Origin of the sequence: Curtobacterium sp. MCLR17_058, from assembly GCF_003234705.2 — a bacterium.
GTDB classification, from domain to species: domain Bacteria; phylum Actinomycetota; class Actinomycetes; order Actinomycetales; family Microbacteriaceae; genus Curtobacterium; species Curtobacterium flaccumfaciens.
In genome coordinates, this window is the sequence record NZ_CP126262.1 from 1,370,359 (window position 1) to 1,390,757 (window position 20,399).

General features: G+C 70.5%; 16 protein-coding genes. 9 read left to right on the forward strand and 7 right to left on the reverse strand.

Translation table 11 applies throughout. From position 1 onward, the window contains the following. Nucleotides 1-314 precede the first annotated feature (314 nt). A complete protein-coding gene (locus DEJ11_RS06555; protein WP_111105074.1) occupies nt 315-2,870 on the reverse strand; it encodes a glycoside hydrolase family 2 protein in 2,556 nt (851 codons plus the stop codon). 116 nt (nt 2,871-2,986) lie between these two features. On the opposite strand from DEJ11_RS06555, the gene DEJ11_RS06560 reads away from it, so the two are divergent. Genes DEJ11_RS06560 through DEJ11_RS06585 form a run of 6 tightly spaced genes read left to right on the forward strand, consistent with a single transcriptional unit; the run spans nt 2,987 to nt 10,714 of the window. Then, the gene (locus tag DEJ11_RS06560) at nt 2,987-4,672 is read left to right on the forward strand and encodes an ABC transporter substrate-binding protein (RefSeq protein WP_111105073.1); all 1,686 of its coding nucleotides are present in this window, start codon (nt 2,987-2,989) and stop codon (nt 4,670-4,672) included. 34 nt (nt 4,673-4,706) lie between these two features. Next, nucleotides 4,707-5,696 (forward strand): ABC transporter permease, encoded by a 990-nt coding sequence (locus tag DEJ11_RS06565; RefSeq protein WP_111105072.1) that lies wholly within the window; start codon nt 4,707-4,709, stop codon nt 5,694-5,696. A gap of 14 nt (nt 5,697-5,710) precedes the next feature. Further along, a complete protein-coding gene (locus DEJ11_RS06570; protein WP_111023919.1) occupies nt 5,711-6,751 on the forward strand; it encodes an ABC transporter permease in 1,041 nt (346 codons plus the stop codon). Next, nucleotides 6,748-7,704 carry an ABC transporter ATP-binding protein gene (locus DEJ11_RS06575; protein WP_111031005.1) on the forward strand — a complete coding sequence of 319 codons (957 nt, stop codon included), beginning with the start codon at nt 6,748-6,750 and terminating at the stop codon, nt 7,702-7,704. The genes DEJ11_RS06570 and DEJ11_RS06575 overlap by 4 nt, the downstream gene beginning before the upstream one ends. Then, on the forward strand, nt 7,701-8,594 hold the full coding sequence (locus DEJ11_RS06580) for an ABC transporter ATP-binding protein (protein ID WP_111023915.1): 894 nt from the start codon (nt 7,701-7,703) through the stop codon (nt 8,592-8,594). The genes DEJ11_RS06575 and DEJ11_RS06580 overlap by 4 nt, the downstream gene beginning before the upstream one ends. Further along, nucleotides 8,591-10,714: a glycoside hydrolase family 36 protein gene (locus DEJ11_RS06585; protein ID WP_111105071.1), complete on the forward strand. Its 2,124-nt coding sequence runs from the start codon at nt 8,591-8,593 to the stop codon at nt 10,712-10,714. Before DEJ11_RS06580 ends, DEJ11_RS06585 begins: the two co-directional genes overlap by 4 nt. Before the next feature lie 205 nt (nt 10,715-10,919). Here DEJ11_RS06585 and DEJ11_RS06590 read toward each other — a convergent pair whose 3' ends face one another. The 6 genes from DEJ11_RS06590 to DEJ11_RS06615 all read right to left on the reverse strand — a co-directional run bounded on the left by DEJ11_RS06590 (nt 10,920) and on the right by DEJ11_RS06615 (nt 16,832). Continuing rightward, nucleotides 10,920-12,524, reverse strand: coding sequence for an MFS transporter (locus DEJ11_RS06590; protein WP_111105070.1), 1,605 nt, complete (start codon nt 12,522-12,524; stop codon nt 10,920-10,922). Nucleotides 12,525-12,603: 79 nt separating this feature from the next. Then, nucleotides 12,604-13,236, reverse strand: a complete 633-nt coding sequence (locus DEJ11_RS06595; protein WP_111105068.1) for a response regulator transcription factor — start codon at nt 13,234-13,236, stop codon at nt 12,604-12,606. Continuing rightward, nucleotides 13,233-14,435, reverse strand: a complete 1,203-nt coding sequence (locus DEJ11_RS06600; RefSeq protein WP_181440895.1) for a sensor histidine kinase — start codon at nt 14,433-14,435, stop codon at nt 13,233-13,235. Before DEJ11_RS06600 ends, DEJ11_RS06595 begins: the two co-directional genes overlap by 4 nt. Before the next feature lie 29 nt (nt 14,436-14,464). Further along, a complete protein-coding gene (locus tag DEJ11_RS06605; RefSeq protein WP_111105066.1) occupies nt 14,465-15,262 on the reverse strand; it encodes an ABC transporter permease in 798 nt (265 codons plus the stop codon). Continuing rightward, nucleotides 15,259-16,095 (reverse strand): ABC transporter ATP-binding protein, encoded by an 837-nt coding sequence (locus DEJ11_RS06610; RefSeq protein WP_181440894.1) that lies wholly within the window; start codon nt 16,093-16,095, stop codon nt 15,259-15,261. Before DEJ11_RS06610 ends, DEJ11_RS06605 begins: the two co-directional genes overlap by 4 nt. 164 nt (nt 16,096-16,259) lie before the next feature. Beyond that, nucleotides 16,260-16,832: a hypothetical protein gene (locus tag DEJ11_RS06615; RefSeq protein WP_111105064.1), complete on the reverse strand. Its 573-nt coding sequence runs from the start codon at nt 16,830-16,832 to the stop codon at nt 16,260-16,262. Between the two features lie 139 nt (nt 16,833-16,971). On the opposite strand from DEJ11_RS06615, the gene DEJ11_RS06620 reads away from it, so the two are divergent. The 3 genes from DEJ11_RS06620 to DEJ11_RS06630 all read left to right on the forward strand — a co-directional run bounded on the left by DEJ11_RS06620 (nt 16,972) and on the right by DEJ11_RS06630 (nt 20,397). Beyond that, nucleotides 16,972-17,904, forward strand: coding sequence for an NADP-dependent oxidoreductase (locus DEJ11_RS06620; protein ID WP_111105063.1), 933 nt, complete (start codon nt 16,972-16,974; stop codon nt 17,902-17,904). A gap of 229 nt (nt 17,905-18,133) precedes the next feature. Beyond that, the gene (locus DEJ11_RS06625; RefSeq protein WP_181440893.1) at nt 18,134-18,502 is read left to right on the forward strand and encodes a lactococcin 972 family bacteriocin; all 369 of its coding nucleotides are present in this window, start codon (nt 18,134-18,136) and stop codon (nt 18,500-18,502) included. Continuing rightward, the gene (locus DEJ11_RS06630) at nt 18,499-20,397 is read left to right on the forward strand and encodes a bacteriocin-associated integral membrane family protein (protein ID WP_111105060.1); all 1,899 of its coding nucleotides are present in this window, start codon (nt 18,499-18,501) and stop codon (nt 20,395-20,397) included. The genes DEJ11_RS06625 and DEJ11_RS06630 overlap by 4 nt, the downstream gene beginning before the upstream one ends. Nucleotides 20,398-20,399: the final 2 nt, after the last annotated feature.

A 20,399-nucleotide genomic window follows, 5' to 3' on the forward strand; every position in this document is an offset into this window, starting at 1 on the left:
CGCGGGCTGCGGGCTGCGGGCTGCGGGCTGCGGTATTGCGGGTGGGAGTGGTGCCGGTGCGAGCGACGGTGCTGCCGGGTGCCGGGTGCCGGGTGCCGGGTGCCGGGTGCCGGGTGCCGGGTGCCGGGTGCCGGGTGCCGGGTGCGGGGTGCGGGGTGCGGGTGCGAGCGGCGGTGCGGGTGGCGGTGGTGCGGGTGCAGCGGAGGTGGGTGGGCGTGCTCGGGTGACGGTTCCGGTTCGCGAACCCGGGGGATCGTGAACCGGAACCGTCAGCGGCGCGAGGGAACGTCGCCGTCCCCCCTAGAGCACCCGGGTCAGGGCAGGAGCGAACCCGCGTGGCGGAGGACGAGCGGGTGGACGAGCTCCTGTGCAGCGATGCCCGGCGCGCCCGTCACCGTGAAGGTCACCGACTCGCCGGGGAGCAGGGACACCAGGCCGTCGTCGACGCGGGCGGCCGCATCCACGCGGTCGGGGAACAGCGAGACGTCGCGCGCGTACGCCGTCGCCGTCACGGTGACCGTTGCGCCGTCCTCCTTCGCCGACACCACCGTGGACAGGGGCGAGTGGTCGAGTGCCTGGTCGACGACCTCGGCGAAGTCGTGCACGGTGCGGGTGCCGGCTCCCGTGACGACGAGGACCTCGGAACCGGGGTCGCCCGGTGCCGCGAGCGACGACGGCAGCTGCACCCGGTCGGCATCGGCGGGGGCGGCCGCGAGCATGAACGACGACGACTCGAGCACGGTGCCGTCGAAGGCCACACGGGAGACGGTGACTTCGTCGGCGACCGACGCCCCGGACGCGTTGACGAGGACGACGTCGAGACCTCCGTCGCCGTCGCCGTCACCGCCCTGGGCACCGGACGACGGCTGGACGGTGAGCAGCACGGGCTGGTAGGCCTGCCGGACGGCGTACCAGACGGGCTTCCGGATGCCGGCGTGGTCGACCAGGGCCCAGGACACCACGGGCCAGTCGTCGTTGAGCTGCCAGACGATCATGCCGGTGTTGTCGGGTGTGCGGGAGCGGAACCACTCCATGCCGAAGCGGATCGCGTGCGCCTGGTTGAGCTGCGCGGCGAAGTGCCAGTCCTCGATGGAGGTCGGCTCGGGCAGGTGCCCCCGCATGCCGTCGGCGAGCTTCCGGTTGCCCTGGTCGGCCTTCTGGTGCACCAGCATCTCGTGGCCGTCCGGGTCGAGGGGCTCGTCGTGCACCACCGCGGTCAGGGTCGACCACGCCGGCGGGCCCTGGAACCCGAACTCGGCGACGAACCGCGGCTCCCAGTCGGCGTAGGCGCGGTAGTCGAGCCGGTTCCAGACGTCCCAGATGTGCACGCTGCCGTTCCGCTGGTCGTTCGGCGTCAGGTACTCGTCGAACGAGAACGGACTGCCCGGCGTGTACGGCCGGGTCGGGTCCAGCTCGGCGACGACCGCCGGCAGCAGGGAACGGTAGTAGCCGTTGCCCCAGGTGCGGCCGACGAGCGACGGCCGCCAGCCCCACTCGGCGTAGGCGACGAGGTTCTCGTTGTTGCCGTTCCACACCACGAGTGACGGGTGCGGGCTGAGGCGGGTGACGGCCTCGCGGACCTCGGGCTCGACCTCGTCGGCGAGCCAGGGCTCCTCGGCGTAGGCGGCACAGGCGAACAGGAAGTCCTGCCACACCAGGACGCCGAGCTCGTCGCAACGGTCGTACAGGTCGTCGGACTCGTAGATGCCGCCGCCCCAGATGCGGAGCAGGTTCATGTTCGCGTCGATCGCGTCCTGGATCCGGTCCGCGTACCGCTCGGGCGTCATCTCGGTCAGGTAGGCGTGGTCGGGGATCCAGTTCGCCCCGCGCACCATGACCGGACGGCCGTTGACGCGGAGCAGGAACGGCGCACCGCCGGCGTCGGCGGCGGTGTCGAGCGTGACCGTGCGGAAGCCCACGCGGCCGGTCCACACGTCGTCGCCGACCTCGACCCGGACGTCGTACAGCGGCTGGTCGCCCTCGCCGCGGGGCCACCAGACGGCGACGTCGGGGACCTCGAGGCGGACGGTCGCGGCGCCGTGGACGACGGGACGTGCGCCGACGACCCGGCCGTCGGTGTCGGAACCGGTGTGTCCTGCGGACGCGGGGTGCGGGGCCAGGGTGATCCGGGCCTCCAGGCCGGTGCCCGCAGAACCGTCTGCGGACGCGACGGGCGCGCTGCCGATCGCCTGCGAGAAGGAGCCGGTGGAGCCGGCGTGCTCGACGTCGACGTGGGCCGTCAGCAGCCCGGTGGTGCCGTCGAGGTCGACGAGCGGGCGGACGGCCGCGATGCGGACGCCGCTCCAGGACTCGATGCCGATCGACTTCCAGATGCCGCTCGTGGCGACGTCGACGCCCCAGTCCCACCCGAAGTTCGACGCGTTCTTGCGGAGCGCGTTGTAGGGGTGGTGGTTGACGTGCGGCAGTTCGCCGCCGTGCAGGGCGGACAGCCGCTCGGCGGCGGGGACGGGCGCGTCGAACGTGACGACGAGCTCGTTCGCGCCCGGTCGGAGCAGGTGCCCGACGGGGAACCGGTACGAGCGGTGTTGGTTGGCGGTCGTCGCGACGACGATGCCGTTGAGCTCGATCGTGGCGAGGGTGTCGAGGCCCTCGGCGACGAGGTCGTGGCGGGTCTCGTCCGGCGCGGTCCACTCGAAGGTGCGGCGGTAGCGCCAGACGGTGTCGCCGATCCACTGGGTGGCGGCCTCGCCGTCGCCGTCGAACGGGTCGGGGATCCGGCCGGCCCGCAGCAGGTCGGTGTGCACGCAGCCGGGGACCTGCGCCTCGACCGGTCCGCGGTGCTCCGCCGACTGCTCGGGCCCGGTCACCGCCTCGAGGGTCCACGTGCCGTCCAGGGTGGTCCGCTCCATTGCGTCTCCTCATCGTTACGGGGCCGTGACCCGACCCCTTGACCGCCTTAGTTTACGCGTGTAACAATCACGCTCACAACGTGGACCCTGCGACGACGCAGACCGAGAGGACAACGATGTTCAACCCAACCCGTTCACGGCTCGCCATCGGCGGCGCCGTTCTCCTCGCAGCCGGCCTCGCGCTCAGCGGCTGCAGCTCCAGCGGCACCGCCAGCACGAACGACGCCGCTGCCTCGACCCTGGTGGCATACACCGGCCAGTCCGGCGACTACCAGATCAACTTCAACCCGTGGTCGCCGTCCAACATCGGCGGCGTCGGCACGATCTACGAGTCGCTCTTCTTCATCACCAACGTCAACACGAAGGACCCGAAGCCGCTGCTCGGCAAGTCCTCCGAGTGGAACGACGACGGCACGCAGCTCACCATCACGCTGCGCGACGGAGCCACCTGGAGCGACGGCGAGCCCTTCACCTCGAAGGACGTCGTGTTCACGCTCGACATGCTCAAGAAGCAGAAGGCCCTGAACTCGATCGGCTACGACGGCACCGCGAAGGCCGACGGCGACGACAAGGTGGTCGTCTCGTTCGACAAGCCGTCGTTCGTGCTCGGCCCGAACCTGCTCGGCAAGACCTGGATCGTGCCCGAGCACCTGTGGAAGGACATCGACCCGACCACCGACGTCGTGCGCGAGCCCGTCGGCACCGGCCCGTACACGCTCGGCACCTTCAAGGCGCAGGCGTTCACCCTCGAGGCGAACAAGAAGTACTGGGACGGCGCCCCGGCCGTGAAGACCATCCGCTACCTGTCGCTCTCCGGCAACACCGCCGGCGCCGACGCACTGAAGCAGGGGTCGATCGACTGGCAGACCGGCCCGGTGCCGAACATGGACGACATACCCGCCAACTACAACGGCTACGACGGCATCACCGTCGGCCAGAACCAGATGGCCCTGCTGACCTGCGCGAACACCGACCTGGGCTGCGCCGGCCCGCAGACCGACCCGGCCGTCCGCCACGCCATCGCCGACGCCATCAACCGCAAGCAGCTCAACTCGCTGGCGTTCGAGAACACCGCGAGCGAGATCTCGCCGACCTTCGCGCTCACCACGACGCAGAAGGACACCATCTCGAAGGACATCGAGCCGGCCGTGATGCCGGAGACCGCCGACACCGACGCGGCCGCCTCGACCCTCGAGGACGCCGGATGGAAGAAGGGCTCCGACGGCATCTACGCCAAGGACGGCAAGAAGCTGTCCCTGACGGTCGAGGTCGTCACCGGGTGGACCGACTACATCACCGCGATCGACACGATGACGCAGCAGCTCAAGGCCGCGGGCATCGAGCTCAAGGCGCAGCAGTCGTCGTGGAACGAGTGGACCGACAAGAAGACCAAGGGCAACTTCGAGCTCGCGATCGACTCGCTCGGCCAGGGCCCGACGGCGAACCCGTACTACCTGTACAACAACTACTTCACGACGGCCAACACCGCCAAGGTCGGCGAAGCAGCGCCGATGAACATCTCGCGGTACAGCAACCCCGACGTCGACAAGGCCATCGCGAAGCTCGCCACGATCAACCCCGAGGACACCGCGGCGACGCAGCCCGAGCTCGACACGATCCAGGAGCACATCGTCGAGGACCTGCCCTACATCCCCGTGATGACCGGCGGCACGACGAGCGAGTTCCACGCGGCGAAGTTCACCGGCTGGCCGACGAAGGACGACCTGTACGCGTTCCCGGCGGTCTGGGCGAGCCCGGACAACGCCGAGATCTTCAAGGCGCTCAAGCCGGCGAAGGGCTGACACCGATGGGATCGCGACCGAGGGGCACTCGACGATGACCTACTTCCTGCGCAAGATCGGCTTCTACGTCGTCGCACTGTGGGCGGCCCTGACGCTGAACTTCATCATCCCCAGGCTCCTGCCCGGCAACCCGGTGGACATCCTGCTCGCCAAGCTCCAGCAGCGCGGCGGGCAGGTGACCCCGGCGACCCGGGAGGCGTACGAGCTGCTCCTCGGTGGCGATTCCTCGGAGCCGCTCATCTCCCAGTACGGCCACTACCTGGTCAACGTGTTCCGCGGTGACCTCGGCGTGTCCGTCAGCTACTTCCCGACACCCGTCACCGAGGTGATCGGCAGTTCGCTGCCGTGGACCATCGCCCTGGTCGGCATCGCCACCATCGTGGCCGCCATCATCGGCGTCGGCCTCGGGGCCTTCGTCGGGTGGCGGCCCGGCACCTGGCTCGACTCGTTCGTGCCGGCCACCACCCTGCTCGCCGCGGTGCCGTACTTCTGGCTCGCGCTGATCCTGGTGTACTTCTTCGCCACCGGGCTCCACCTGTTCCCGGCGCAGGGCGGCTACGACGTCATCCTGACGCCCGGGTTCAACTGGGACTTCATCGTCTCGGCGGTCCAGTACGGAGTGCTGCCGGCGGTGACGATCGTGCTCGCGTCGCTCGGCGGCTGGCTGCTCGGCATGCGCAACATGATGGTGTCGACGCTGTCCGAGGACTACATCACCACCGCGCAGGCGAAGGGCCTGTCCGACGGCAAGATCCTGCGGAACTACGCCGCCCGGAACGCCGTGCTGCCGTCCGTCGCCGGGTTCGCGATCTCCCTCGGGTTCATCGTGTCCGGCTCCGTCGTCACCGAGCAGGTGTTCTCGTACCCGGGCATCGGGTCGAAGCTGCTGTCCGCGGTGACGAACAACGACTACGCGCTCATGCAGGGCATCTTCCTGTTCATCACCCTGGCGGTCCTCGGCGCGAACCTCGTCGTCGACCTGCTGTACGGACTGATCGACCCGCGCACGCGGGCCCGGAGCTAGGGGAGGAGACGACCATGACCAACATCCAGCAGGAGACCGAGCCCACCATCGGCGCGCTGACCGAGGAGGCCGACAGCACCACGTCGATCGCCACCCGGCGCGCGTCGAAGGGCGGCATCCGTCGGTTCCTCCCGACCCTCACCCCGTGGCTCGTCACGGGCATCGCGCTCGTCGCCGGCGTCACGCTGTTCGGGGTGATCGGACCGCTGCTCGTCGGCGACCCGACCACCATCCGCGACACCGGGCTGCAGGGACCGAGCGGCTCGAACGTCCTCGGCACCACCCAGACCGGTCAGGACGTCCTGGCGCAGCTCGCCTTCGCCACCCGGGGCAGCCTGCAGATCGGGCTCATCGTCGGCGTCCTCGCCACGGTGCTGTCCGCGTTCTTCGGCATCCTCGGCGCCTACCTGGGCGGGATCATGGACGAGGCGTTCTCGCTGTTCTCGAACGTGTTCCTCGTCATCCCCGGCCTGCCGCTCGTCATCGTCATCTCCGGCCTGGTGCCGCGTGAGGCCCGAGGGCTCTGGACCATCGCCGTCGTCCTGGCGATCACGTCGTGGGCCGGGTCCGCCCGGGTGCTGCGGGCGCAGACGATGTCGATCCGCAACCGCGACTACGTGTCCGCTGCCCGGGTCGCCGGCGAACGGCCCTGGCGGGTCATCGCCGTCGAGATCCTGCCGAACCTGCTGCCGGTGCTCGCGTCGCAGTTCGTGTTCGCGGTGATCGCCGCGATCCTCGGGGAAGCGGGACTGTCGTTCCTCGGGCTCGGGGCGTCGAACTCGTCGACGCTCGGCACGATGCTCTTCTACGCCCAGAACGGCTTCGCGCTGGCGAACGGCGCCTGGTGGTGGTTCGTGCCGCCGGGCCTGCTCATCGCCCTGCTCGGCATGGGCCTGTCCCTGGTGAACTTCTCGATCGACGAGGTCATCAACCCGCGACTCGCGAACGTGCGTGCGCAGCGACGGCGCGACCGTCGTGCGAAGCGTGCGGCCCGCTCGGGAGGCCCGGCCCGCGTCGCCACCGCCGGTCACGACACGAAGGGGGTCGCCCGATGAGCGCCACCGACACCGCACGACCGGTCACCTCCGGCGCCACGGGCGACGGCCGCCGCCCGGCCGTGCTGACCATCGACCACCTCGACGTCGTGTACGAGACCGAGCACCCCGTGCACGCCGTCAAGGACGTCTCGCTCACCCTGGCGCCCGGCGAGATCCTCGGGCTCGCGGGGGAGTCGGGCTGCGGCAAGACGACCCTGGCGTACGCCATCACGCGGCTGCACCGGCCGCCGGCGAAGGTCACGTCGGGCAGCATCACGTTCCACGACCGCGACGGCACCGACGTCGACCTGCTCGGCCTGCCGCACGAGCAACTCCGGGCCGTGCGGTGGTCGAAGCTGTCGATGGTGTTCCAGGGAGCCATGAACGCGCTCAACCCGGTCACCACGATCCGCGCCCAGCTCGACGACGCCCTGGTCGAACACCGCAAGGGCCTGCCCCGCAAGGAACGACGGGCCATCGCCGAGGACGCCCTGCGCCGCGTCGGCGTCGACCCGTCCCGCATCACCGCGTACCCGCACGAACTGTCGGGCGGCATGCGGCAGCGCGTGATGATCGCGATGGCGATGCTGCTCGAACCGCAGATCATGATCATGGACGAGCCGACCACCGCGCTCGACGTCGTGGTGCAGCGGGAGATCCTGCGCGAGATCGTCCGACTGCGGGACGAGCTCGGGTTCGCCGTCGTGTTCATCACGCACGACCTGCCGCTGCTGCTCGAGATCAGCGACCGGATCGCGATCATGCTCCGCGGCGAGGTCGTCGAGTGCGACCGTGCGAGCGTGATCCAGCACGACCCGCAGCACCCGTACACGCGGAAGCTGCTGCAGTCGTTCCCGAGCCTGTCCGGAGCCCGCGGCGCGTTCATCCGCACCGGGGTCGAGGACGGCGCCGAACCCGAGACCGACACCCGGGCCGTCGTGGTCCAGGCAGCACAGGAGACGGACCGATGACCAGTGTGACCGTCAGCCACCTCGGCAAGGACTTCCACACCCGCAAGGGTCTGAAGCGCACCACCCTGCGGGCCGTCGACGACGTGTCGTTCGACCTGCTGCCCGGCCGGACCGTCGCACTGGTGGGGGAGTCCGGTTCGGGCAAGTCCACCATCGCGCGGATGCTCGCCAAGCTCGAGACCCGGACGCGCGGCTCGATCGACGTGCGGCTCGAGGACGGCACCCCCGTCGAGGGCAGCATGTACCGGCGGCACGTGCAGATGGTGTTCCAGGACCCGTTCGCCTCGCTCAACCCGTTCCACTCGATCGAGCACCACATCGCCCGGCCGCTGCAGCTGCACCACCGGGCCCGCGGCGCCGACGAGACCGCCGACAAGGTGCGGGAACTGCTCGGCCGGGTGAACCTCGACGAAGACTTCGCGTCGCGGCGGCCGCACGAGCTCTCCGGCGGGCAGCGGCAGCGCGTCGCCATCGCCCGCGCACTCGCCCCGGGCGCCCAGGTGCTCATCGCCGACGAACCCGTGTCGATGCTCGACGTCTCGATCCGCCTGAGCGTGCTCAACCTGCTCGGCCGGCTGCAGCGCGAGGACGAGCTCGCCGTGCTCTACATCACGCACGACCTGGCGACCGCGCGGCACTTCTCCGACGAGATCCTCGTGCTCTACCGCGGCCGGGTCGTCGAGCGGGGACCGTCGGACGCCGTCATCCTCGACCCGCACCACGACTACACCCGGCTGCTCGCCGAGGCCGCACCCGACCCGGAGCGCACCGAGCGCCGGATCACCGCGGGGCCGCCGCTCGACCGGACGAAGATCGACAACACCACCTGCTACGACCACACGGTCGGGGACTGGGTGTCGAGCGAGCCCGCACCGGTCGGGGCGCGATGAGCGACGGGCCGACGTTCGTCGACTGGGTCACCGACGGGTTCGCGGCACGGTTCCGGGTCGGTGCGGACCAGCCCGCGGCGCTCGTGTCGTTCGTGCCGGCCGACAGGGTGCCGGCCAGCGGAGCGCTCGCCGACGGGCCGGACGACCCGCAGCCGCTCGTCGAGCTGACGACGATCGGGCACGGGCGGTTCCCGGGCGGGTTCCGGCACGTGGACTCCACGATCGGGGCGCGACTGCGCCCCGTGTCGCACCACGTGCACGACGACGGGACCGACCTGTGGTTCCGGATCGTGCAGGCGGACGCGGCCACGGGCCTCCAGGCCGAGTCGGTGTTCCGGGCGCGCGCCGGCGTGCCCGCGTTCCAGACGTGGACCGAGGTGTCCGCCGAGCACGGTGAGCACGTCGTCGACTCCGTGTCGTCGTTCGCGACCGGGGCGTTCCTGACCGACTCCGGCGCCTCCGTCGACGAGCTCGCCCTCGTCCACGCCGACAACGACTGGGCAGCGGAGAGCCGGTGGCGGACCGATCCGCTGCGATCGATCGGGCTCGCGCGCATCGACCGGGAGGCCCAGCACCACCCGCCCCGCAGCCGCGCCGTCGTGCAGAACCGCGGCTCGTGGTCGACCGGCGAGGCGCTGCCGATCGGGGTGCTGCGGGCGGAGGACGCTGTGTCGCATCCGTACGCGCTCGTCTGGCAGATCGAGCACAACGGGCCGTGGCTGTACGAGCTCGGGGAGACCCGGCGGCACGCGTACCTGCTGCTGAGCGGCCCCACCGACCAGGAACACCAGTGGACCACCGTCGTCACACCGGAGCGGCCGTTCACCTCGGTGCCGGTGTCCGTCGGCATCGCCGGGTCGATCGACGACGCCTTCGGGGTGCTCACCCGGCAGCGTCGGGCGTTCCGGCACGTGCGGGAGGCCGACCGTGCCCTGCCCCTGGTGTTCAACGACTACATGAACACGCTCATGGGCGACCCGACCACCGAGAAGCTCCTGCCGCTCATCGACGCGGCAGCCGACGCCGGAGCGGACCTGTTCTGCATCGACGCCGGCTGGTACGCCGAGGGGCACTGGTGGGACACTGTCGGAGCGTGGGAGGAAGCGGCATCGCGGTTCCCGACGGGGCTCGGGGCCGTCATCGACCACATCCGTGCGCGCGGCATGCAGGCCGGCCTCTGGCTCGAACCCGAGGTCATCGGCATCCACTCGCCGCTGGCCGGGGCCCTGCCGTCGTCCGCGTTCGTCGAGCACCACGGGGTCCGGGTCGCGGAGCACGGGCGGCACCTGCTCGACCTGCGCTCGCCGGAGGCCCGCGCACACCTCGACGCGGTGGTCGACCGGCTCGTCGGAGAGCTCGGCGTGACGTTCTTCAAGATGGACAACAACACGATGACCGGGCCGTTCGCCGGGATGCTCGAGCACCAGCGTGCGCTGCTCGACTGGCTCGACGCGGTGCAGGAGCGGTACCCGGCACTGCTCATCGAGAATTGCGCCTCGGGAGCGATGCGCGCCGACTGGGCCATGCTCTCGCGCCTGCACATGCAGTCGACATCGGACCAGCAGGACCCGGTGCTGTCCGCCTCGATCGCCGCCGCCGCTCCCGCCGCGATGCTGCCCGAACAGGCGGGGAACTGGGCGTACCCGGCGCCGACCATGGACCCGGAGCTGTTCACGCTGTCGCTCGTGAACGGGGTGCTCGGGCGGATGTACCTTTCCGGGTACCTGAACGAGATGTCGTCGTCGCAGCGTGCGGTGGTCGGTGACGCGATCGCTGCGCACCGGCAGGTCCTGGACGTCGTCGAGGCGTCCGTCCCGGTCTGGCCCCTCGGGCTGCCCGCCTGGGAGGACCCGTGGATCGCGCTCGGCCTGCACGCCACCACGGGCGAGCTGTACCTGTCGGTGTGGTCGCTGCCCGGTGCGTCGGCGTCGGTGTCGCTGCCGCTGCCGGCGTTCGCCGGGCAGGCGGTGGTCGTCGAGCCGCTGTTCCCGACGGCACTCGGGTCGTGGTCCGTGGCGTGGGACGCCGCTTCGGGCTCGCTCGAGGTCGCGAACGGTGGATCGACCCCCACAGCGCGGGTGCTCCGCGTCCGGTCGCAGGAGGCGGACGCGGGGGCCTGAGCGGGCGCGCGTCGCGATGGCAGGGCGCGCGCTGGAGCGGACGGGAGGCACGGTGCGGGCAGGCACCGTGCCTCCCGTTTCGTCGGTGGTCGCGTCCACGGCGCGGGGGACGCGGATTCGTGTCCGCGCGGTGACGGTTCTGGTTCAGGATCCTCGGGGATCGTGAACCAGAACCGTCAGGAGCGCTGCAGGACGGGGTCTCCGGTCACGCCTGGTCCTCGTCGTCGGGCCGGCGCGGTGCCCGGAGGCGCAGGGTCGCACCGAGGCCGATGACCAGGAAGCCGGCGGCGGAGAACGCGGCGGCGCGGGTGCCGTCGGAGAACGCGTCGGCGGCGTCGGCGCGGGTGGCCCCGTCGAGGCCGGAGATGGCTCCGCCGGATGACTGCACCACGGCGTCGGCGATCTTCGTCGCGGTGGCGGCCGGGGTGCCCGCGTCCTGCAGGCGGTGCTCCAGGATGCTGCCGGTCGAGGTGAACAGGACGGTGCCGAGGACGGCGATGCCGAGCGCCGAGCCGATCTGGCGCGCGGTGCTCTGGGCGCCGGACGCCTCACCGCTGCGTTCGACGGGGACGTCCTGCAGCACCACACCGGTGAGCTGGGCGGTCGCGAGCCCGACGCCGAAACCGTAGACGAACAGACACGGCACGATCGCCCACCACGGCGTCGACGACGTCACGACGAACCCGATCGCGGCGACCCCGACGATCTCGGCGCCGATGCCCATCCGGACGATCGGCAGTGCTCCGACGCGTTGCCCGACCGTGGCGGCGAACCCACTCGCGACGAACGACCCGATCGCCAGTGCGAGCAGCACGAAGCCGGTCTGCAGGGCGGAGTACCCGAGCACGTTCTGCAGCCAGAGCGGCAGCGACAGGATGATGCCGAACTCGCCGAGCGACACGATGAGCGCGGCGACGGAACCGTTCCGGAACGAGCCGATGCGGAACAGGTCGAGTGCGATCAGGGTCGAGCGTCCGGCCCGCTGCCGGCGCAGGGAACGGACCACGAAGGCGGCTCCGGCAGCGACCGCGATCACGAACGCGACCGGGATCGGGGAGACCGGGCCGTCCCACGACCACGAGCCGATGGTGAGCGGCGTCGACGACGGGGTCCACCAGCCGTAGGTGCGGCCCTCGATGAGCCCGAACACCAGGGCGGCACTCGCGATCACGGACAGTAGCGCTCCGACCAGGTCGATGCGGCCGGTGTGCCGGGCATCCCGCGACTCCCGCACGGCGACGGCGAGCCCGACGAGGATGACCGCGACGATCGGGACGTTGATGCCGAAGGCCCACCGCCACGAGAAGTCCGTCGTCAGCCAGCCCCCGAGCAGCGGGCCGACCGCGACCATGCCGCCGATCGTCGAGCCCCACACGGCGAACGCGATGCCACGCTCCCGGCCGGTGAACGTCGCGTTGAGGATCGAGAGCGTGGTGGGCAGGACCATCGCGCCTCCGATGCCCTGCAGCACGCGGGACACGACGAGGAGCTCACCGGTCGGCGAGAGCGCGGCGAGCACCGACGCCACCGCGAACACGATGACGCCGGTGGTGAGCAGGCGTCGGCGGCCGAACCGATCGGCCACGGACCCGAAGACGAGCAGCAGGGCGGCGAACACGAGCGTGTAGCTCTCCTGCACCCACTGCACCAGGGTCGAGCCGATGTCGAGGTCGGCGACGATGCTCGGGATCGCGACGTTGACGATCGTGGAGTCGACGATGATGAGCGCCACGGCGAGGCTGATCACGACCAGGCCGAGCCAACGACGACGATCCGGCGTGGTGGCTGGTGCTGCGGCGGGAGCGCTCATTCCGGTGGTTCCTCTCAGATGGTCAGCATGCTGACGACCTGACGGTACACCCGCTTCCGGTGACCGGCGGACCGGGGGCTCACGGCAGGAGCTGGAGCTCCATCGCGCGGGTCACGGCGCGGGTGCGGTCGTTCACGCCGAGCTTCTCGAAGACGTGGCCGAGGTGGGTCTTCACCGTGGCCTCGCTGAGGAACAGTGCGCGGCTGATCGCCGGGTTGCTGTTGCCCTGGGCGACGAGGCGCAGGACATCGAGCTCGCGCGGGGTCAGCGACGGGCCGGCCGCAGCGGGGAGCGAACCCGTTGCTCGGCGGACGAGTGCTGCGGCAGCCGAGGGAGCCAGCGCCGTCTCGCCCCGTGCGGTCGCCCGGACGCCGGCGAGGATCTCGGACTCCGGGGCGGCCTTGAGCAGGTAGCCGGTGGCGCCGGCCTCGATGGCGGCGAGGATCTGGTCGTCGGACTCGTACGTGGTCAGGATCAGGACGCGGACGCCGGGGTTGGCGGCGAGGATCTCCGCCGTCGCCGCATCGCCGTCGAGCACGGGCATCCGGAGGTCCATGAGCACGACGTCGGGGCGTTCGGCCAGTGCCACCGTCACCGCGGCGCGGCCGTCGCTGGCCTGGCCGACGACCTCGACGTCGTCGGCGTCCTGCAGCAGGGCCACGATGCCCGACCGGACGATCGGGTGGTCGTCGGCGACCACGACGCGGATCACCGGGTCACCGCTGCCACGGGGTCACGATCGACGGCCGGGAGGCCCGGCTCGGCTCCGGTGGGCAGGCTCGCGTCGACGACGGTGCCCCGGCCCGGGCTGCTCGTGATGGCGCAGGCACCGCCGGAGAGCACCAACCGTTCGTGGAGGCCCCGGAGACCGTGCCCGGCTGTCGGGACGCCGGTGTCGAAGCCGACGCCGTCGTCAATCACACGGACGCCGACCCGTTCGGGCGCGTGCTGCAGGACGATGCGGACGGAGCCGGCATCGGCGTGGGCACGGATGTTCGCGAGGGACTCCTGGACGACCCGGAGCAGCACGACCTGGGCGTCACGGTCGAGCGGGCCGTCCGTCGCGTCCACGGCGACGGGCGTTCCGGTCTCGCGGGTGTACCGCTCGGCCAGGCGGTGCAGGGCCCCGGCCAGGCTGCCGCTCGTGGCACCGGCGACCCCGGCGGCGATGAGGGCGCGGGAGTCCTCGAGGGCGGCGCGCGCGGACTCTTCGAGGACGGCCAGCCGTTCGTCGAGCGCGGCACCGCGGTCGTTCGCCAGGTCCTTGCGGGCACGTTCGGTGAGCATGACGATGCCGGCGAGGTTCTGCGCGACGGTGTCGTGGATCTCGCGGGCCAGGCGCTCCCGTTCGCTCGCGACGCCCGCGCTGCGGTGCGCATCGGCCAGGGACTGCTGGGTGGCGCGGAGTTCGTCGAGGAGCTGGCGGCGCTCCTCGGACAGCCCGGCGACGCTCGAGATCCACACGCCCATCGCGCAGGCACCGATGACGCTGATGCCCTCGATGAGCACGGTGCTGACGAGGGCGTCCGGGCCGCCGGAGACCTGCAGGCCGATGCCGCTCGCGATGCCGACCGCGACCGAGAGCAGGACGGCGGTGCGGACCCGTTCGGACTGCACCCAGACGAGCGGGAACGCGATGCACTGCACGAACGCGGTGCTCGGCACGACGGCGGGCAACACCAGGGCCGCGACGAAGACCAGCGGCAGGAAGGCCGCGGCGGCACGGGGGCTGTCGTAGCCGCGGTGGCCGAACACGGCGTAGGCGACGACGAGCACCACGACCGCGGTGAATGCCGGCCAACGGATCGACCACGGGGACCACCCGAACACGGTGATCACGGCGGTGAGGAGCATCGTGCCCGCGAAGAAGACGTGCAACCACCGGTTGCGCATCCACGTCTCGCCGTTCATGTGCCCAGCATCCCACCAGCGGGGCGCCATCAGGCGTCCTTGCGGTTCCACCGGAACGTCAGCAGGCAGGCCACCGTGCCCAGGACCAGCCACGCTGCCAACACGAGGGCTCCGAGGCCGAGGTGCCACGCGCCTCCCGGCTCGCCCGACTCGAACGCACCGGGCAGGAAGACGGACCGCATGCCGGACGCCATCCAGCGCAGGGGGAAGACGGAGGCGACGTCCTGCAACCAGGTGGGGAGCTGCGTGAAGGGCAGGTAGACGCCGGAGATGAACTGCAGCACCAGCACGATCGGGACGATGGTGGCGGTGGCGCGGCGGCCCTCGCGGGGGAGTGCCGAGACCGCGATGCCGAGGACGCAGCTGGTGGCGATGCCGAGGACCATCACCCCGGCGAAGACACCCCACTTGCCCGCGTCGGTCGGCAGGTCGACGCCGAACACCAGGCTCGCGATCGCCAGCAGCAGTGCGGTCTGCACGAGCGTGGTGACGAGGACCATGCCGATCTTGCCGACGAAGTACGACAGGACGGGCAGCGGTGTGCCGCCGAGTCGCTTCAACGTGCCGTCGCTGCGCTCGGTGGCGATGTCGACGCCGAGGGACTGCGTGCCGGAGAGCAGGATGCCCGTCGCGACCAGGCCGGGCAGGTAGTAGGTGGCGTAGTCGACGCTGACGTCGGGGCCGGCCTGGATGTCGGCGGCGCCGGAGAACGCCACCGAGAACAGCGCCAGCATGATGATCGGGAACAGGAAGGTGAAGAAGACCGCGTCGGGAGCGCGGAAGTGGGTGCGGATCTCGTAGGAGATGCGGCTGGTCGCTGTCTTCACTGCTGTCCCACCATGTCGAGGTAGACGTCCTCGAGGGACGGACGGATGACTTCGAGGTCGTGCATGGGGGTGGCGCTGCTGCGGATGAGCACCGTCGGGTCGGTCGTGCGCTCCTCGTGGTGTCCGTCGTCGTCACGCCAGCGGACACGGGGCGTGCGGGCCTCGGCACCGCCGATCTCGTCGATGGGTGCGAGGTCGAGGAGCTTCCCGTCGGCGATGACCGCGGCACGGTCGGCGAGCTGGGCGGCTTCGTCGAGGTAGTGCGTGGTGAGCAGGATCGTCGTGCCCTCGTGCTGCACCTGGCGCAGGAGGTCCCAGAACTGGCGTCGGGCCTCGGGGTCGAAGCCCGTGGTCGGTTCGTCGAGGAACAGGACCTCGGGGCGGCCGATGATGCCGAGGGCGACGTCGACGCGGCGGCGCTGGCCTCCCGACAGGCGGCTGATGCGGGTGTTGCGCTGCGTCCCGAGCCCCGTCGCGGTGAGGAGTTCCTCGACGCTGCGGTGCTTCGGGTAGAGCGTCGCGAAGTGGTTCAGCTGCTCGGCGACGGTGACGTTCGGAGACTCCGCGCTGGTCTGCAGGACGATGCCGATGCGTGCGTTGTGGCTGCGGCTCGTCCGTGCGGGGTCGTGACCGAGGACGCGGACCTCGCCGGCGGTGCGGGAGCGGTACCCCTCGAGGATCTCGACCGTCGTGGACTTGCCGGCACCGTTGGGGCCGAGGAGGGCGAAGGTCTCGCCGCGCTCGATCGTGAAGGAGACGTCGTCCACGGCACGTTTGCCGGTGGCGTACTGCTTGCCGAGGTGCTGGACCTCGATGGCGGGGGACTCGGGCATGGGTCCAGCTTCGCCGCCGGGTGGCCGTGGGGGATCGGCCGGGGCGGTGGTCTCGGCATCGTCCGATCGGGGGATGGTGCCGGCGGGGGAGGTGGTTCGGTTTCCGGCCGGTGACGGTTCTGGTTCGCGATCGTCGGGGTTCGTGAACCAGAACCGTCACGACTTCAGTACTGCGGGCGGATCCAGTCCGTCGGTTGCACGAAGCGGGCGCGCGGCAGGACCTCGTCCGGCTCGGCGGTCCGCACGCTCGTGATGACCGTGTCCTCGCCGTACTCCGACAAGCGGCGGGCGATGCCGTCGCGTTCGTCGATCACCAGTGTCGCGCGGGTCGCCGGGTTCTCGCGGTGTTCGAAGGTCACCAGGATCGAGTGTTCGCCGATGTGCTGGACCAGGATCGGGTGGAAGCTCTCGGGGCCGCGGCCCCATCGGAGCATCAGGTCGGGCACGGCCATCCGGACGACGGGATCGGAGACCATGCTCCGGGCGAACGAGATCTCGTCCGGACCGTCGTCGGGGTCGTGCAGCACGCCCTCGCGGTAGGAGACCGGCTTGGCCCGCTGGCGCACGAGAGTCCAGGTCTGCGCGGCCTCGTCGATGTCGACGCGGAACTGCCAGTACTGCTGCCGGGACTCCTGGTGGACGCCCTCGAGGACGTACCGGGCGGGTCGACGGAGGGCGGCGAGCTCCTCGGCGATCGCGGGACCGTCGGACCGGGTGAGGAGTTCGTCGAAACGCACGGTGCCAGCATGGCGCACCACGTGCCGTGGACCGCACCCCCTGACGGGCGGGAGGCGCGGGGCGGGGTGGTGCCGGGCCTCCAGGCCGTCGGGTGGTCGCGTCAGGTTGCGTCAAGCAACGTGCGCGTAGACCGGGAGGATGCAGGTCGTCGGAGTCGAACAGTTCGGAGGGCCCGAGGCCCTCGCCGTCCACGAGGTGCCGGAGCCGCACGCCGGTGCGGGATCCGTGCGGATCCGGGTGCAGGCGTTCGCCGTGAACCCGACCGACACGGGGGTGCGTGCCGGGCAGCGGGACAGCTCGCAGGCCTCGCCGCCGTACGTGCCGGGGATGGACGCCGCCGGCGTCATCGACGAGGTCGGGCCCGACGTCACCGGATGGCAGGTCGGCGACGAGGTCATGGCGATGGCGCTGCCGCTCAGTGCCCACGGAGGCGCCTACGTGCAGGAGCTCGTCGCGCCGGTGGGGTCGTTCACGCGGATTCCTCGTGGGACGTCTCTTCCGCTCGCCTCCACGGTGCCGATGAACGGGCTGACGGCGTTGCAGATCCTGTCGCACGCCTCGCTCGCGCCGGGGCAGACACTCGCAGTAACCGGGGCCGCTGGGCTGCTGGGGAACTACGTGGTGCAGCTGGCGAAGGCCGCCGGGCTGACCGTGATCGCAGATGCTGCTCCGGCGGACGAAGCACTCGTCCGGTCGCTCGGGCCGGACCACGTGGTACCGCGAGGTGCTTCCTTCGCCTCCGCTGTCCGGGAGCTCGTGCCGGACGGGGTCGATGCGCTCGCCGACGCTGCTGTCCAGCGGGACGAGGTGGTGGACGCCGTTCGCGACGGGGGAATGTTCTTCGACGTGCGGGGTTGGCAGGGGAACGGGGCTCGGGGGATCGAGTTCGTGCAGGTGATGGTGTTCTCGGAGTACCGGTCGTTCGACAAGCTCGAGCAGCTGCGGCACGCGGTGGAGAGTGGGACGTTGACGCCGCGGGTGGCGGAGGTGCTGCCGGCTGCGCGGGCTGTGGAGGCGCATGAGCGGTTGGAGGCCGGGGGGACGCGGGGGCGGTTTGTGCTCAGCTGGTGAGTTGAAGTCGGTGTGACGGACGGACGGGAGGCGCGGTGCCGGTTGGCGCCGTGCCTTTCGTCGTTGGGCGGCGGCGCTTTCGTGCTGAGACGTCGTCGAACAGACGACGCAGCCCGAGTCGCAGCGACGATGCGAGATACGAAATATACTGGACTTATGATTTAGCGTTTCAGTTGCTACGGTTCGGACGTGGTCGATGGACGACCACGATCGATACGGAGGCATCTCGATGAAGAAGATCATCCAGCTCGGCGCTTTTTGCGGGGCAATGTTCATAGCGGCCGGGCTCGGCGTCTCGCCGGCCAGCGCGGCACCGTCCGACGCCGCAATCGTGGTCGAAGGAAGCGCATCGGCGGACGCTCCTCAGCAGACCCGGGCCGGCAAGATGGTGCCCGCCGGCGGCGGTATGTGGACCTATGGCATCTGGGACAAGAAGGTCCACTCGCTCTTTGCGCACGAGCGGTCCACGCACCGAGCGTCGGTCAAGTCCAACGGCACGGTGACACGGTCAGCCTGGCAGCCCCCGAAGACCCTGGCCTACGCAACGCGAGCCAAGGCGGTCTCCGGGAACCAGTCGTACTGGGCGACTCGCGGATGAGGACCTTCGCGGCCGCCACTGCCGTCGCGGTGGCGGCCGCGATCCTCGCCGCCACCGCGCTCGTCATCTCCGTGGTGGGCACGATGGAAGCATCCGGTGCGCTGGTGGGCCGCAGTGTCGTGACCCTCACCGATCTTCCGTACGGCCTGACGAAGTCAGAACAAGTGCGAAATCTCACTTCCATCGCCACCGATTCTGATGTGTCGCTGGCGATGCTCGTGCCGGACCGTCACGCACGGCCGGACGTCTGGACCGCTTACGTGTTCCGCGGCCGCCCGGTCGTTCCGGTTCTTCGAGGTGAGCTGGACGTCCGTCCGATCGGCGACGGTGCTGACCTCGACCTGCGGACGACCTTCGCCGTCGACGGTTCTGCCGAGGCGACGGAGCGCTTCCTCGAAGGCCTCGGACGGGCCGATTACAAGTTCGTGGACGACACACCCCGGGGTCCCGCGGCGCTCGTCTTCGTCGTCTCAGAGTCCGGCACGCTGGCCGCCCTCGTCGCGACTGCCCTCGGGATCGCGGTCGCGCTCATCGCAGAGTCGGCCAGGAGGAGTGCGCGCCAGGGGATCCGAAGGACCGTTGGCTGGTCACGGCGGCGGGTCGCAGCTCGGGAAGCCGCTGAGATGAGCGCGCTCGTCGGCGCTCTCGTCGTCGTCTCGGGTGTGGCGGTCGCAGCACTCCTCACCGCGCGAACTGCAGGCACGGCCGTCTGGAGTCTCACCGCCGTTCTCTTCGTCATCGTGTTGATCCCCGTGGGAGCCGTGATCATCGGCGGCCACGTCCTCGCCAACGTGTTGTGGGCACGAGAGCTCAGTTCGGCGAAGACCGCGCACTGGCCGCTCGTCGTCGTCACCTCGGCCGCGATTGGCTTGGTCGTTCTCTCGGTCCTGGACATCGGCACGATCGTGGCACGTCAGGAACGAAGCACGGCGCTCGAGAGGACGTTGGTCGCTGAATCAGCGCACGGTGATGATGTCGTCCTGGGCACGGGTTTCACCGACTTTGATCAAGACGTGGCGTTCGGCAAGCTCGCGCTTGGACCACTCGCCAGAGGAGATGCCGGCTTGGCCCAGGTTTCCTTCGTTGAGTCGTTCACCGTCGTCGGCGATGTTGCTGTCGGACTCAGTGCGTACAACGATGAGATCGAAGCTCGACCTGGACCCGTGCTGGTCGTTCCCGAGGTCCTCGCCCCGGACGCATCGCAGCTCAGGCGGACCGCGGAAGAAGAACTCGCTGCGGGCTGGGAAGTCGAGGGTCGTGCTCCGCCGAGGGAAAGGTCGGTGCGGGCAGTGACGGTTGCATCGACGGCCGACATCACGGAGTCCGTCATCGACTGGACGGGCGCGTTGCGGCCGGAGGCTTCCACCTGGCCGGACATCCCGGTACTCGTCGTCCCTGATCCAACGGACATCGCACCGAATCGCATCGGAACCGCGGTCGCGAACGGCGAAGTCCGGTTCGCCGACCGCCGCGCGTTGCTCAGTGCCGTTGACGATGCAGGTCTCTCCGACGTCGTGCTGCAGGTCCGTCGGGTCGGCGCAACGGTCGAAGGGCAACTCGCGATGCTGAGGAGCGAACGCCTCACTGCGATGGTCGCCGCGCTCGCCGCTCTTGCCGCCACCGTGTTCACCGCTAGCGCGCTGGTCGTCGAGCACCGCGTTCGAAGTCGTGTCCCAGGACGAGTGCTCTTCCTCTCCGGCCGCAATCCGGTGATCCGACATCGGCGATTCGTCCTCGTCGGGGTCGGTCTCACTGCAGCAGTCACCGCTGTGACGCTCGCCTGCACCGGGCACCAGGCTTCGGACGCCGGGGCCTTCGCTGTGCTCGCGGCAGTCCTTGCTGCCGGGACCCTCTCTGTACTGCTGGCCATCACCGGCCGGCGCGAAAGGACATGACC